The following is a 13,222-nucleotide window of genomic DNA, read 5'->3' as shown; positions in this document are numbered from 1 at the left end:
ACATCATCTACCGTTCTTGGTATGGGCCCGAGTATGGGCTGAGCCTCTGGTGGATATATGGTTAAGCTGACAGTCAAGGGAATCGCCGGGTTGTTGAAATCCGGTAAACGAGGCTACGCCGGTGACGGAGGAAACCTGTATTTCAAGTACAACGTTGATGGCAAGGGAAGCTGGATCTTTCGCTACAAGTGGAACGGCAAGTCCCGTGATATGGGGCTGGGGTCTTATCCAGACATCGGCCTGCCTGATGCTCGTGCAAATGCTCTTGAGGCACGCCGAGTATTGAATACAGGCGCAGACCCGCTATCGGAGCGAGAGGTCGCACGCGAAACTATCAGAGCTGTAGCGCGGGCTGCTGAGGCCAAGCGTCATTCGTTCAAAAGCCTTGCTCTTGATTACCACCAAGCGCATAGCGGAAATCACTCAGAGAAGTGGCGAAAGGGGTGGGTACGAAAAATGGAGAAATATGCGTTTCCATTGATCGGTGACCTTCCTGCTGAGGCGGTCGAGGTGGGCCATCTGCAAAAGATTTTGAATCCTATATGGGGTGAAAAAACTCGCACGGGGGACGAGGTTCGGGGGCAAATCGAGCAGGTGCTCGATGCTGCAAAAGCGCGCGGCTTGCGAGCGGGGGAGAATCCAGCGCGTTGGCGGGGGAACTTGGAGCATCTCCTCTCCAGAGATGCGAAGAAAACGGCCCGGCAGCGCCAGCATTTTGCCGCTATGAAGTGGTCGGAGCTGCCCGCGTTGATGGCGAATCTCCGGAAGGATGACACCCTCCCATCGTTTGCTGCTCAGCTAATGATATTGACTGGTGCGCGGGCTCACATGATCCGGTTTGCATGTTGGGAGGAGTTCGATTTTGATTCTAAGATCTGGTTGCTGTCGGCTGAACGCATGAAGGCGCGGAAGGCATTTGCAATCCCACTCTCCGAGCAGGTCATGAAGATGCTCGCCAAAATCCCGCGAATTGAGGGCAGCTCATTCCTTTTTCCTGGGAGAGGCAAGAGCGGTGTCATGCATGCCAATGCTGTGCGTACACTTTTGCATCGAATGAAGCACGCTGACATTACCCGTCATGGGTTTCGATCAACATTCCGGGATTGGGCTGCGGAAAACACGGGTCATTCTCGGGAGGTCTGTGAGATGGCGCTGGCGCATGACGAGCGCAATCAAACCGAGGGGGCATACTCTCGGACTGACTTTCTTGAAAAGCGGCGTGGTCTCATGCAGGACTGGGCTAATTACGCCTCAACGATGCCGACTGCCGAACATCAAGCCTTTGCTAATTGAAGCGATCCTCCAATCCCCAACTTAATTGACGAGAGACGCCATGCGCCCAGATCACGCACATCTATCATTTCTCACCGTAACCCAAGCTCTGGAAAACCTCAGGGCAATGACAAAGCTCCCCATGACAGAAGAGGACCTACTAAGTCAGTGTGAGCAAGGACACTGCACTGCATACAGTAGGCTCATAGGAGCGCAAGGGTTAACACAGGTTTCCGGGGAGCCTGGCGATGAACCTGAATCCGTTTGGGAGGCCGGCGTCCAAAAAATCCTCGACATCCAACCTGTCCGATTAGCTCAGGCCGGTGTCCCGGTTTCTCTCACGCTAGCCGGCCCTGTTTTTCGAGACGATGACAGCTTTGAGGAGGTGACTCGGGTATGGCACGCGCTCGTAGATGTGAAAAGTGGTGATCTGGCATTCAGACCATCCGATATCGCTGCGCTGGCGGAAATCATAAATGGTGTGATCCCTGAGACTTACGATCTGAACACCAAAGAAAAGGCGAGCGTTAGCGCCATAATCGCGGTACTGGCACACCTTGCAGGTTTGAATGTCGGAAAGCCTTATGCTGCTTACGAAGTGCTGAGTACAGCAGCGCCACTAGCAAGGGTTGCGCTACCTTCAAAGGGGACTATTAAGAAGTTTTTCGACATGGCAGCTATTTCCATCGTGCCTGATCCTACCAAATGAGGTTTTGCCTTACCTCAATTGGATCTTGGAGCCCGGTCCTCTCACTACATTGCAGCTTCCAAACACGGCCAATTAGCGCCAAGGAGCAAGCAATGAGTATCTCTACAAACGAGTCATCACCGAGCCGCCGTATTTTGCGACTCCCAGACGTGGAGTTCCGCACTGGATTCAAGCGGGCTCACATATACAACCTCATGAATCAAGCCCGTTTCCCAAGATCAATTCAGCTGGGCCCAAGGGCTGTGGGCTGGGACTCCCTCGCAGTCGAGAGGTGGGTCGAGGATCGCATTGCTGGCGCTTCCTCGTGCAGTGTTCAGGCAATAGGAGGGGTGCTATGAAGACGCTTGCCTATTTCTTTGTTGGTACGGACGGCGAAGAAGCCATGCCTCAATTTGAGGTTATCGGGGACTCTCATCATGCTGTCCAATGGTTTGCAGACATGACATCGATGGCATCTGTTGCGGCACTTGAGCGACCTGGCTTTGTTGAGCTACTCAGGTTTGCGAGAGAGGGAGACGTATTGATTGTTTCGTTAGTCAGTCACCTAGGATCAAGCGCCGCAGAGTTGCTTACGGCTTTGCAAGCGCTTGAGTCTACGGGGGTGACGGTACCCGAGTCTCGCCCGTAATCACTTGGTCGATCAGCCACTGAAGTACAAGAAACGTCTTGCCAGAGGCAGTAGGTGCTGATGCTGAAAGCCAGCGGTCACCGGCCGCATTGATCCAAAAGCGTTGCTGAAAGTCATTTACTTGTAGCCAGGCGCCGCTAGATTGCACAAGGATGGAACGGTCCATTTCACGACGCTGAGCTTCGAGGCGCAAAGCAACACCCAACCGTCCTTCAAGGCCGGATTCCACCAAGCCCCGATCAGTGGCTAATGCCATAGCCCGGAAGTTTGAGAGCTTGCCCAAAAGTACCGCACCTGCGTCTTTGAGTCCCTGATCGTCCGTCAATGAAATTGCAGCAGTTGCAATTCGGAGCGCTGCTTCTTGATCGCCCCTTTGATCGGATCGCGCCAAAATGCTACCAGCGAGTAACAACCTGGGCCAATCAATAACCGAAGCTGTCGATGTGGAAAGGTCGAACGCCAAATTATCGAGTTCGTTGCGCACGGTGAATCGAGTGACCGCATCGAGATCTTCCCGAATACCTTCTTGGAGAAGCCACGATTGGAGGTTGGCGAGGCTCATTCGTCCTTAATCCCCATCGCCTTGAGGAATGCGGCGCGGAAACCTTCGGCCGACGGCAGAGGTACGCAGAGCACCTCAATTTCCATCTGCTCAAGCTTCTCAAGCTTAAGCCGATTCCCGATGCTTTTACTCCAATTAGTCAGTTCCGCGCGGGATGCCTTAACGATCTCTTCCGCAACCCCTTTCGCATCTCCTTTGGGATAGAACGGTACGTCGAAGCCCACAAGGGCGACACCGCAATACTGGACCCGTTTAGACATAACCGACGACTTATCAAAATACTTTTTGAGCGCATCGGTGAGTGCTGGATTACTTAGGTCAGCCTTGTCACTCAGGAGTATCAGATCACTTTCCCGTTCCGCCTCTTCGTGTTCGGCCTCGATCAGGAAGGGGGCGAGGGAATTGAAACAGTCGCGAATCGCAGAACTCGCATCCCCATAAACTTTCGATTCGCCCCAGTAGAGTTTCAAGATACCTTCTGGTGTCACACCCGCATACACTCCATCCGCGCCGTGATAGTGCATACGATTATCCGTCTTGAGATCCATCTTGCAGAGAATCTGTGGCAGCTTGAGGAAACGCTCCGCCAGCAGAAACAGCAGCATCTCTCCACCTTCGCCGGTGTTCGTCAAATCAGTAAACGAGCGCTTGGCCCGCTCAACGAGCTCGGTGACTGCCTCGGTGCTGTTGAACCTAAGGTCTCGCGCTTTCGCCTCAGCGAGCTTCGAGCGCGGGATCGCATAATCAGCAACGGCGTTCCGCATGAACTCTGCTAACCGACGTGGTTGAACACGGCCGTTACCATCCACCGAAAGGCAGTGGCAGTGAATCTTGACTAAATGTCCGTCAATGAGCACGTCACGTTCTACGAGCTCAAGGTGAACCTCAAGCGCTTCTGGATCTCCTGTAAGAGCAGATTCGAGATCGATCGGAGTGATGGTTGACAAGTGGCCTCCATGGCAGCTACCCGGCTGCCTTCAGACGGGTATTAGCAGCAAATGTAACCGCCCGCGCTTCCTTAGTCCACGGACTCGCTAGCGCACAAACACTTAAAACCAGTTTGAGATCATTCGAGTCGCCGCCTCTGGCACATTCACTGCCTTATCACTAGATCGGCAGGTTTTTCAGCTGCCTTGAGCCACTCTCAGTCCTCTTTTGGGTCGCTGCCGTATTGGTATTTGCGAAGCTCTAAGCTTCGATCTGCGCGCTGACTTTCCTTTTCAATCAGACTCTGGAGGCCTTCTGTAAGCCACCTGGAAAAACTCCGGACTTGCTCGTTCTCGTCGCTCATCCAGCAAGACACCTGCTGCAGTTTGCTGTTATATGCTTCGACCATGCCGTACTCGCCGCTAACGACGCCCGTGGACTCGATCGCGGCAGCAATTTCATTCCAAGTCCTAGAGTGTTCAGGCACTGCTTTGATGATCTCCTTGCAAACATCCAAGATTGCGGGCGAGCCTTCATAGACGCGCAGGATTCCAATGACAAACTCAATGTCGTCATCATTACTCGTCTTGACGTACTTCAGAATCGGCTCTTCCAGCGTGGTCGTAAACTCCGGGAATACCGATTTGACAGTTCGCGCTCCGCGGTAGCTGAACATGTAACGATCTTCCAAGTCGAAGTCGACTCGAATAGCCGTCAGAAGTGCCGCTGGCGCCTGCGCAAGCAGCTCGTCCAGCTTGGTGAGCTGGAAGGGAATGGCTTCAAACCTATCTTGACTGCTGTCATTGGTCTCACGCTTTCGCTTGGCTAGCATTCGAGCGTGTTTCAGGCGGCCAATCAAAAAGTCGATAAGGGCTTGGAGATCGTGCTTCCCAATTTCGTAGAGTATGTCCTCAGCCTGATAGTCCAGCTCTGGCAGCGCGGTCAAAGAGGCTAGCACCTCAGCGCGTTCACTCTGCTCCATTGTGCTAAGCAGCGCTTTGAAGTCCCGGCTGAACCAGATTTCGCTAGCCCAACTGGCGTCATCGCGCTTAACAAGCTCTCGCAGGGTGTGCATGAAGATAGACTTGGCGCCCATCTCACCTTCGGCATAAAGGCTCGCTGCCACGCCCATAACCTGGGTCATGGCTCTCTTGTCATCGAGCGCAGCAGCGCGACCGGCAACCTCCGTCAGCACCTCTAGCCGTGGAACCCCCGCCTTATACAATGACTTGGCGATACTGGTCAGGTGCTTTCCGGCTTCAATCCAACGCTTCACGACTGCCTCAAGATGGTTCGGCGTCGTACTGGCCCAGAGGCCACTCATCAGTGCGATGAGAAAGGGAGCCATGACCTCTTCGTGGTCAATGAGAAGTTCCATCGCAAGATCGGATCTCTCCTTCCCGATGGACTCCAAAAAGTCGTAGTAAACCGGAAACATCGCCAGGTCGTTCGATCGGGTCTTCGAGAACTCTAAGATCCGATCACGCCACATGGTATAGCTGGCCTCATTGATTTCCGAGAGATATTGACGGGCAGCCGCTCGCCGCTTGTTATCGCTATAGTCCCAGGCTTGCTCAGAGCGTTTCAGCTCTTCCCAGTCCCCGAAAATGCCCTCAAAGCCGATGAGCTGCTTGTAGACTTGGTACTCAGCGTGCTCAGCGATAGCACCACGTATCTCCAACGCTTTGTTTTTGATTGCTTGAGAAGCTCCATGGTAATAGTCCCAGTAAGCTAGGTGCTCTATTTTTTGTACCAAGGGCAGCGTCTCAGTCCCGACCAGGCTGAGCATGAACTCAAGCACCATAATCGCGTCCCGCTCGAACATGGCAGAGGTTTCGGCGTGGTCAACGGGGCCTTCACGTCGCGTTGCTGAATTCAGAGTCAGCAGAGCCTGCTTACGGTGTTCGACGGAGGTGTCGAGCCCGAAAATTCGCTGAGTCAGGCAGATGGCAGCGAGGCGCATGTCGGCAACGCCGCCATAGCTCGCAATTGAGCCACGCCGGATCGTGACGCTTTGGTACGACCAGGATGTCCCTTCCATGGTTGGCGAGAGCACTATGGCAAGCACTCGCAGGATGACGTTTGCGTTGGTCATCAAGGCATCGTTTCGGAGTGCGTCGAGGTGAGCGACCATGCGCGCCTGAGGCTCTGCGCCCAGGGGGCTATCTCCGTAGAATACGTCCAAGTCGAATGTCGCGAGCGACTCTAGCGCTCGAGCGGCCTTGGCGTTAGTCTCCTTATCAGCGACCTGCGACATCTCTAGCAGGAAATCCACTACCTGTTCAGTGTGCAGGTAGCGAACTTTTTCGGCGACTTCGATGGCCTCACGAGTCAAGCTCTCAGCAGAGCGGTAGCGAATCCTGCTGCCGGAGATCGGTGATCCATCCTGCGTCAATGTCCGGTTCGGTACTGAGCGCACAAAGGCCTGTAATAATGGCAGCGTCACCATGTGAAACCTAGGGACCAATACCGCGAGTACCTTCAGAGACCCCGCTAGCTCGTCGTAATCACTGCTCTGCTGGAGCGACGCCTCTATGCGATTGAACTCGTCGCTTAGGCGTTGATCGACGGCTTCGGACTTGATGTCTACGAGCTTTGAAAGCGCCGCTAGGCGCAACTCAGAGTTGCTCATCCCATGATCCTCAGTAGCACATTGGTTACCGTATCCGTCGCCGCCGCCTGCCTGGCTAAAGCTCGGCTTGTGGGTATGAAGTGTGTGTCGGCATCTTTGAGTCTGCCGGATAGCACCAGCGTGCGTGCTTCATGTTCAGCGATATCGCGCTTAAAACCTGCCGCCTCAAGTGCGGAAAAAAGCGCCTCCTTGTGGGGAATATCGAGCGTCTCAATCAATCCCAATATGATAACGTCTAGATCCTTAAATTCCAGGCTGCGGAGCTGATCGAGAGGGACAGGCGCCTCCTCAACAATAGGACGCTGTATGGGTGCGATAGCGGTGGCTTGCTCAATGTCATCAAGGAGTGTCTGTACATCTTGGTAAACCCTTAAGCCTTCCTTCTCAAAGGCATTGGTGAGCTTGTTATCGCCGACCAGTGCACAATGCTGGCCATTTCTGGCCTTGACCTCAATTCCTGCTTCAAGAATCCAAGAATCGGGTATGTCCTTGCGTCGGGCCTCGCGTTCCTCCTTCGGATTGAACGGCGGTTCTACTTTGAAGTACCTGTCCCACGCATTGGCTGCTTGATCCTTGGAGATCTCAATTACCTCGATTTTGTTGAGCGCCACGAAATGACTGAAAGTCGCTCTTGAGTTCTGCTCGACGTCTAAAGCACTCCACAGTTCGATATGAGCCTCCGCTAGACCCTGCACCAGCAAGCCTTGCATGCCACGCTGCAGTTTTGCGTATCTCGTCCTTATTTCCTCGATCATCAGCAAATGCTTCTCAAGCTGGGCGGTCCTTTCCTCCTCCAAGACAATGCGCGGAATGTAAATTTTCAGCTTTCCCATCTGGGACTGCTGTAGAAGGCGGTTGAAGTCTGGGTGCTGGAAGTGAAGCCTGCGCAGCATGCTGGTGTCGATGATGAGGTGGAAGACATCCATGGTCGATGAGGTCAGCTAGGAAGAGGTAGATAGTCGATATTAGGTCGTCCCGAGGTCGCTCGAGTCAAGAAGATAGCTCATGGAGCAGTCTCCGTAAGCTGGTTAGGAGTGACTCATGAGGTCGCTGGTGAAGCGATTGACATTGCTGGCGTGTAGCGCCTGGCGGAGTCGGCATGCCAAGCAGCTATGGCCGGCAGGGGAAGGAGGGGCTAGAGAAGGAGCAACAACCAAGCTCGAGGCAGATTCGAGCCTGGTCGCGATTTATAGAGAAGCTCTTGGTGTTGATCCCTTCGTGCTGTTGCAGAAGCAGTAGCAAGCCAACGGTCACTCTGACCGGCGCGTGAGTTGATTTGGGCTGATAGAAAAGACTATGCAGCCCTGAGTAGAGATCCTGCTTCGGCTCTATCGATTGTGGCGACAGGCTTGGCTGCGGGCGCTAAGGGTCAGTTGATGGGTGCGGTTGTTTCCTTTCTAAGACGCTTCATGTAGGACAGGTCGAAATATAGATCGGAGCTACCTGTTGCGACATGCCGGCAGCTCCATAACGCCTGCCTGAAACCGGCGCTGTCGGTAACATTGTCCAAGAGTACCAACAGTTGGGGCACACTGAGGAACCAGCAGTGGAAGAAGGGTTGTCTAACGTCGCTCCCGCCTGAACGGAGCTCAATCAATTGCTCGCGAATTTCCGCTAGCGCCTCGTTGATTCGTTGAAAGCCCTTTTTAAGGTTTGCGTCGGACGGAGTGAAGGTCGCGTTCAACGTTCCTTCTAGGAATTGCTTGAGTAAGATTCGATCCTGGAAGCTGCCGAAGTCCAAGAGAGTGACTGCTACCCGTTCAACCTCTCGCTCGTTCAGATCAATGCAGGAAATCGCCCCCTTGCTCTCGAGGTGCAGGTGCCCGTCCTTGCGTAGGCGCACCTCATGCCATCCGGCCTGAGCCTGAGCGGCAAGAAGGCTTCCAGCGAGATCCAATAGAATATGTGCATCAGAGCCCGCTTTGGCTTTTCGTGTTAGTGGCTTCTTCTTGATCTCAGCAAAAATTATCGTTTCGTCTGTTTCCAGCGCAAGATCGCATTCGCCATGCTTCCCTCCGGAGTCGTAGTCACCACCTTTGGAGCAAATCCCGTGCGATGTAAACTCGCTCTTCAGGAAATCCTCAATAGATAAGCCAATCTTCTCATCAAGGTCTTTCATATCAGCGCGTAGCTGTGTCAGTAGCGCCTCCAAGCAAGCTGGTGCACAGACTGAGCGATCTAGCAATATAAATTGCCGGCCGGAAGAGCGAATCAGCGGACGGAGGAAAAAATCTTGGCCTGAACTCTTTTGGGCTGAGGTTGGCGCATCAGTGGGGAGTGAGAAGTTTTTGTTTGCTCCGGTACATGGGTGGCTCAACACATCATCCAGAATCTTCGCAACGACGTTTGACGGAGTGTCTGGGCAACCGCGTCGGATCTCGGTCTCTGTTATGAAGATAGGGCCTCGTGCATCAAGGGATGGACTTAGCAAGTATCCAATGACCTCTAGGACTTGGTTTACTGACCAGCCTCCCTTGGTTGGTTCGCTCAAGTCAAACCATCCGAGCATGCCACGAGCGATCTTAACGACATCCGACGGTCGCATTTGTGGTATGCGAAATAGAGTGTCGTAGAGCGCCATCTCTTGTAGGTATGGTACAAGATCAACGGCATCCATCGTGCCGTAGAACGTTGGTGCATAAGGCTGCACATTGATGACCGCAGCGTAGGCCTGAGCAAAGGCGCGCAGCTTGTGCCAGTGAGCATCAGTCGTAATGTAGGGCTTACGACCCTGAATATGTTTGGCAGCTAACTGGAGCAGATAACCCCAGGGCACCTGTGGCTGGCCTTCTCCCGTTGCAGAAATCCTCCGGACAATGTGATAACGCTGTTGCTCAGGATCAAAGTCCTTCGATATGTCTGCGAAGATTCGGCGTGCCACATTGACTCCGCCCATGGAGGAGACCAACTGTTCAATATTGGCGACAAGGGCCGTTTCAGATTCTGGTCCGAAGCCTAATTTTCCCGGCTCGAAAAGAATTGAGTATCCCGCATCACGTAGCGCGCGCGCCGCTTCTGCCACCATGAACTCACGGGCATAGGTCATTCTGCGGTTCTCTGATCCCCAGCTCTGGATCTGCACATGGTCGAATGCGGTCCGAACTGCGGTATCCCAGTCGCCTTCGATTGTGGTGCGCGAATTGTCGTCAGTGCGCACCGCATCTCGGAGATGCTCAAGGACCTCAAAGTAAGGATCGAGTGGAGCATTCAAGAGTGTGTGCTCTCGAATGAGATCTGTCCGTAATGATTGGCAGGCTCGCCAAACTTCAGCGTGGCCGGAGGTGAAGCAATCGCGAATTCTGGCGTACAAGGCGTTGGATACAGCGGAGCGTGTATAGCTTGAACCGTGCTCAAGCCCTACATAATCGTAGAGGTGCTGAAGGTTTTCTTGGCAGGCCATAATGGCCGGAGGAGAGCGGTCAACAATCTGTCGAAAGGTCGTGAGGTCCATGTCCTGTCCTGATGAGGGCGGCGAGTTCCTGCCGTCTAGGGGCAGCGCAATCTTACATGGTCCGATTCTTTGTGATGACTCATTCCGAGCTATCTCTAATGGTCCTGGTACGTATGGGCTGGTGTATGGGCTGGCGCGGCTTTAGTGTCGGAGGTCCCTAACCGCGTGGCGTTCAGGCATTAAAAAGCCGGCTTGTGGCCGGCTTCTCGGTGACGGGTTTGATTAGTTTTTGGCTAACCGCACCCGTCCGCAAAAGTGCGCGCTGCAAGGAGGCGCTTGTAAGGTAGACCGGGCAGGTCACGGAGACGGTGCCAGGTCGATCACCCATCCGCGTGTGGCCGACGGGTGCTGAAACGAAGGCGTGCAGGATACCCATGTTGTTCGCGTCTGCCCAGTTCCGAAACACGCTCATTCCTAGCCTCACCGCAACGTTGCCGGATGGCGGCGGTTGTTGAGCGTCGACCACCAGAAGATCCAGCCCAGGATCTGAATGTGCTGCGCCTGCACCTGCTCGGCGCTGAAAATCTCGTCCGGGTACTCGGCGCAATTGTGGCTGCGCAGACGCAACCCGCCGCCCGGCAGGCGATACAGGTATTTCACCCGCAGCATGCCGTCGTGCTCGAGGGCGTACATTTCGCCATCGATGATCTGCAAGCGCCCGCGATCAATACCGATCAGCGAACCGTCCTGGATCTTGTCCGCCATGCTGTTGCCGACCATCGCCACGCAGATCGCGTTGTGCAGCTCCACGTCCATAGTTTCCAGCACGCGCCGGGACAAGCGCACTTTGTGGTTGTGGATTTCGCCCACCGCGGTCCGGCCGGAGCTTCGCGTCTCCAGTTCGGTGTAGACCGGCATTTCCAGTTCTTCGCGTACGTTTCGCTCGGGCCGGGGTGGTTGAGTCTCTGCCTTCTGGCCAGTGTCCCGATCGTGTCCAGGGTGCTTGGGTCCCTCGCCGCTGCGCAGCCAGCGCGCGTTGACGCTCAGCAGTTCGGCGACTTCTTCAATGCGCGCCATGGGGATGCCGCGCTTGAACCAGTTGTTCACGTGTTGCGGCGTAACCTTTCGGTTGGCGGCAAAGTCTGTTGCGGAGAGATGGCACTCTCGCAAAAGGCCGCGCAGTCGATCACCTGATGTATTCATGGGCCGAAGTTTACGGCGGGTTGAAGCTCGTTTAAATGAACGAAGTGTTCAAATGAGCACGCCGTCATGCCTGGGCGTGAATGTAAGGATTACAACGTTCGGCTGTTTTTGTAGGCCGTTTCTTTCACTGTTTTCGTTTGCGTCAACAATGGCTGAAACCGTTGTCCTTCTTGGGCTTGGGCGATTAACGGGCACAGGGGCCTGATTAAAGCGGCTGCCAGAGAAGTTTCAAACGCCCGATCGTGTTCAAAGAAGAAAATCATACGACGCAATTAAACACTCTGTGTGCACGAGGCGAGTTTTAAACATTTGCGTAACGACAGAGGACGAAAAAAAAGCGGGATGTACGGAGGAGGGGGGGCAAAAAGCAGGAGGCGGGGACGTGCGGGTAAAAGGTGGCCCCGTCGAAGCGGCAAGCGCTTCGGCGGGGCGCAACCGGATCAGCCCTTGTAGGCCGCTACCGATTTGGTGATCGCTTCGCGAGCGGCGTCAGCGCCAGCCCAACCTTCGATCTTCACCCATTTGCCTTTTTCGAGGTCTTTGTAGTTCGCGAAGAAGTGCTCGATCTGCTGGATCAGCAGAGGTGGCAGATCGGTGTATTCCTTCACGTCCACATACAGCTGGGACAGCTTGTCGTGGGGGACTGCGATGACTTTGGCATCGCCGCCGCCGTCGTCGGTCATGTTCAGCACGCCGACCGGACGGGCGCGAATCACGGAACCCGGGGTGACCGGATAAGGGGTCACGACCAGCACGTCGAGGGGGTCGCCGTCGTCAGCCAGAGTGTTGGGGATGAAACCGTAGTTGGCCGGGTAGAACATCGGGGTGGCCATGAAACGGTCAACGAAAAGGCAGTCGCTTTCTTTGTCGATTTCGTACTTGATCGGCGCGTGGTTGGCCGGGATCTCGATTGCGACGTAGATGTCATTCGGCAGGTCTTTACCGGCCGGAATCTTGCTGTAGCTCATTGGGCTTTGCCCCCTTGGTTGACCATTCAGAATCTGGCATGCAACGCCAAAAAGTGGCCCGGATTATAGGCACATTCCTGAAGCGTTGCCATGCGTGACGGCGGGCTTCAGGCGTCGTGTTGAGCCTGATAGACAGGGTTGTCGTGCTGAAGTGCCGTCAGCCGCGCCAACGGATCCTGCCGATAGAACGCTTTCAGCTGCCCGTAGACGGCGGGATAGGGCTCGACGAGCAAATCGGGGGCGCTGAAGAAGTATTCGCTGATGACCGCGAAAAACTCGGCGGGGTTTTCTGCGGCATACGGATCGATGGCCGTCTCGGCGTCCGGGTTGGCGTCGAGTTGCCGGTTGAGATCGTCGTACGCGCTCTGCATGGCGCTGGCCCAGTCACTGACACGCATGTCGGGGTGCAGCGGCGGCAGGCCGTTCGCCTCGCCGTTGAGCATGTCCAGCTTGTGCGCCAGTTCGTGGATCACCAGGTTATAGGCTTCCCATCCGCCACTGGTCAGCACACCGGGCCAGGCCAGAATCACCGGGCCCTGGGACCACGCTTCGCCGCTGTGCTCGCCGTCCCATTCATGCTCGATACCGCTGGCGTCGCGATAGCGTTGCGGGCTGATGAAATCGTCGCCGTAGAGGATGATTTCGTGAAAACCCTGGTACCAGTTCAGATCGCCCAGAGCGAGCAACGGCAGCTGCGCCTGAGCAGCCAGAAACAGCCGCGATTCATCATCCAGCTCCACGCCTTCCAGCGCGGTGAGGTGTTTGGCCTGCAGGAACAACACGCAACTGTCGAGCAGGTAACGGTCTTCGTCAGCGCTCAGACCGTCGAGTATCGGCAGGCGCTGGCGTACGCGTTCCCACACCTGCGGATCGACCGGATGGCGGGCCAGCGTGCGCCGTTTGCGCCATTCCCGGAACGACCACATGGCT

At 55.0% G+C, this 13,222-nt stretch carries 12 protein-coding genes; 4 read left to right on the top strand and 8 right to left on the bottom strand.

Translation table 11 applies throughout. The annotated features are described in order from the left end of the window. Nucleotides 1–57: 57 nt before the first annotated feature. From BBI10_RS10200 to BBI10_RS28570, 4 genes are all read left to right on the top strand, one after another. Complete coding sequence (locus tag BBI10_RS10200) at nt 58–1,293, top strand: tyrosine-type recombinase/integrase (protein WP_065988404.1); 1,236 nt, start codon at nt 58–60, stop codon at nt 1,291–1,293. Between the two features lie 40 nt (nt 1,294–1,333). Beyond that, nucleotides 1,334–1,981 (top strand): hypothetical protein, encoded by a 648-nt coding sequence (locus BBI10_RS10195; protein ID WP_141695150.1) that lies wholly within the window; start codon nt 1,334–1,336, stop codon nt 1,979–1,981. 92 nt (nt 1,982–2,073) lie between these two features. Then, nucleotides 2,074–2,319 (top strand): AlpA family transcriptional regulator, encoded by a 246-nt coding sequence (locus BBI10_RS10190; protein WP_065988402.1) that lies wholly within the window; start codon nt 2,074–2,076, stop codon nt 2,317–2,319. After that, nucleotides 2,316–2,609 (top strand): recombinase family protein, encoded by a 294-nt coding sequence (locus BBI10_RS28570; RefSeq protein WP_065988401.1) that lies wholly within the window; start codon nt 2,316–2,318, stop codon nt 2,607–2,609. The genes BBI10_RS10190 and BBI10_RS28570 overlap by 4 nt, the downstream gene beginning before the upstream one ends. On the opposite strand, the gene BBI10_RS26560 is transcribed toward BBI10_RS28570, so the two are convergent. The 8 genes from BBI10_RS26560 to BBI10_RS10140 form a co-directional block, all read right to left on the bottom strand. After that, nucleotides 2,575–3,171 carry a hypothetical protein gene (locus tag BBI10_RS26560; RefSeq protein WP_244160337.1) on the bottom strand — a complete coding sequence of 199 codons (597 nt, stop codon included), beginning with the start codon at nt 3,169–3,171 and terminating at the stop codon, nt 2,575–2,577. The two genes, BBI10_RS28570 and BBI10_RS26560, sit on opposite strands and share 35 nt — an antisense overlap. Beyond that, nucleotides 3,168–4,118 carry a HamA C-terminal domain-containing protein gene (locus tag BBI10_RS10175; protein ID WP_065988400.1) on the bottom strand — a complete coding sequence of 317 codons (951 nt, stop codon included), beginning with the start codon at nt 4,116–4,118 and terminating at the stop codon, nt 3,168–3,170. The genes BBI10_RS26560 and BBI10_RS10175 overlap by 4 nt, the downstream gene beginning before the upstream one ends. A gap of 197 nt (nt 4,119–4,315) precedes the next feature. Further along, a complete protein-coding gene (locus BBI10_RS10170; RefSeq protein ID WP_065988399.1) occupies nt 4,316–6,730 on the bottom strand; it encodes a hypothetical protein in 2,415 nt (804 codons plus the stop codon). Further along, complete coding sequence (locus tag BBI10_RS10165) at nt 6,727–7,656, bottom strand: PIN domain-containing protein (protein ID WP_065988398.1); 930 nt, start codon at nt 7,654–7,656, stop codon at nt 6,727–6,729. Before BBI10_RS10165 ends, BBI10_RS10170 begins: the two co-directional genes overlap by 4 nt. Nucleotides 7,657–8,099: 443 nt before the next feature. Next, complete coding sequence (locus tag BBI10_RS10155) at nt 8,100–10,181, bottom strand: hypothetical protein (RefSeq protein WP_065988396.1); 2,082 nt, start codon at nt 10,179–10,181, stop codon at nt 8,100–8,102. A 420-nt stretch (nt 10,182–10,601) separates the two neighbouring features. Further along, nucleotides 10,602–11,324 carry a LexA family transcriptional regulator gene (locus BBI10_RS10150; RefSeq protein ID WP_065988395.1) on the bottom strand — a complete coding sequence of 241 codons (723 nt, stop codon included), beginning with the start codon at nt 11,322–11,324 and terminating at the stop codon, nt 10,602–10,604. Between the two features lie 440 nt (nt 11,325–11,764). Next, nucleotides 11,765–12,292: an inorganic diphosphatase gene (gene ppa / locus BBI10_RS10145; protein ID WP_065988394.1), complete on the bottom strand. Its 528-nt coding sequence runs from the start codon at nt 12,290–12,292 to the stop codon at nt 11,765–11,767. Between the two features lie 107 nt (nt 12,293–12,399). Next, a complete protein-coding gene (locus BBI10_RS10140) occupies nt 12,400–13,218 on the bottom strand; it encodes a zinc-dependent peptidase (RefSeq protein ID WP_065988393.1) in 819 nt (272 codons plus the stop codon). Nucleotides 13,219–13,222 lie beyond the last annotated feature (4 nt).

This window comes from Pseudomonas graminis, from assembly GCF_001705435.1.
Taxonomy (GTDB): domain Bacteria; phylum Pseudomonadota; class Gammaproteobacteria; order Pseudomonadales; family Pseudomonadaceae; genus Aquipseudomonas; species Aquipseudomonas graminis_B.
This window is presented reverse-complemented; position numbering and strand designations above follow the sequence as displayed.

Excerpts from the sequence above, each read along its gene's own strand:
- BBI10_RS10200 (WP_065988404.1), top strand. The coding sequence starts at position 58 with ATGGTTAAGCTGACAGTCAAGGGAATCGCCGGGTTGTTGAAATCCGGT.
- BBI10_RS10195 (WP_141695150.1), top strand. The coding sequence starts at position 1,334 with ATGCGCCCAGATCACGCACATCTATCATTTCTCACCGTAACCCAAGCT.
- BBI10_RS10190 (WP_065988402.1), top strand. The coding sequence starts at position 2,074 with ATGAGTATCTCTACAAACGAGTCATCACCGAGCCGCCGTATTTTGCGA.
- BBI10_RS28570 (WP_065988401.1), top strand. The coding sequence starts at position 2,316 with ATGAAGACGCTTGCCTATTTCTTTGTTGGTACGGACGGCGAAGAAGCC.
- BBI10_RS26560 (WP_244160337.1), bottom strand. The coding sequence starts at position 3,171 with ATGAGCCTCGCCAACCTCCAATCGTGGCTTCTCCAAGAAGGTATTCGG.
- BBI10_RS10170 (WP_065988399.1), bottom strand. The coding sequence starts at position 6,730 with ATGAGCAACTCTGAGTTGCGCCTAGCGGCGCTTTCAAAGCTCGTAGAC.
- BBI10_RS10165 (WP_065988398.1), bottom strand. The coding sequence starts at position 7,656 with ATGGATGTCTTCCACCTCATCATCGACACCAGCATGCTGCGCAGGCTT.
- BBI10_RS10155 (WP_065988396.1), bottom strand. The coding sequence starts at position 10,181 with ATGGACCTCACGACCTTTCGACAGATTGTTGACCGCTCTCCTCCGGCC.
- BBI10_RS10150 (WP_065988395.1), bottom strand. The coding sequence starts at position 11,324 with ATGAATACATCAGGTGATCGACTGCGCGGCCTTTTGCGAGAGTGCCAT.
- ppa (WP_065988394.1), bottom strand. The coding sequence starts at position 12,292 with ATGAGCTACAGCAAGATTCCGGCCGGTAAAGACCTGCCGAATGACATC.
- BBI10_RS10140 (WP_065988393.1), bottom strand. The coding sequence starts at position 13,218 with ATGTGGTCGTTCCGGGAATGGCGCAAACGGCGCACGCTGGCCCGCCAT.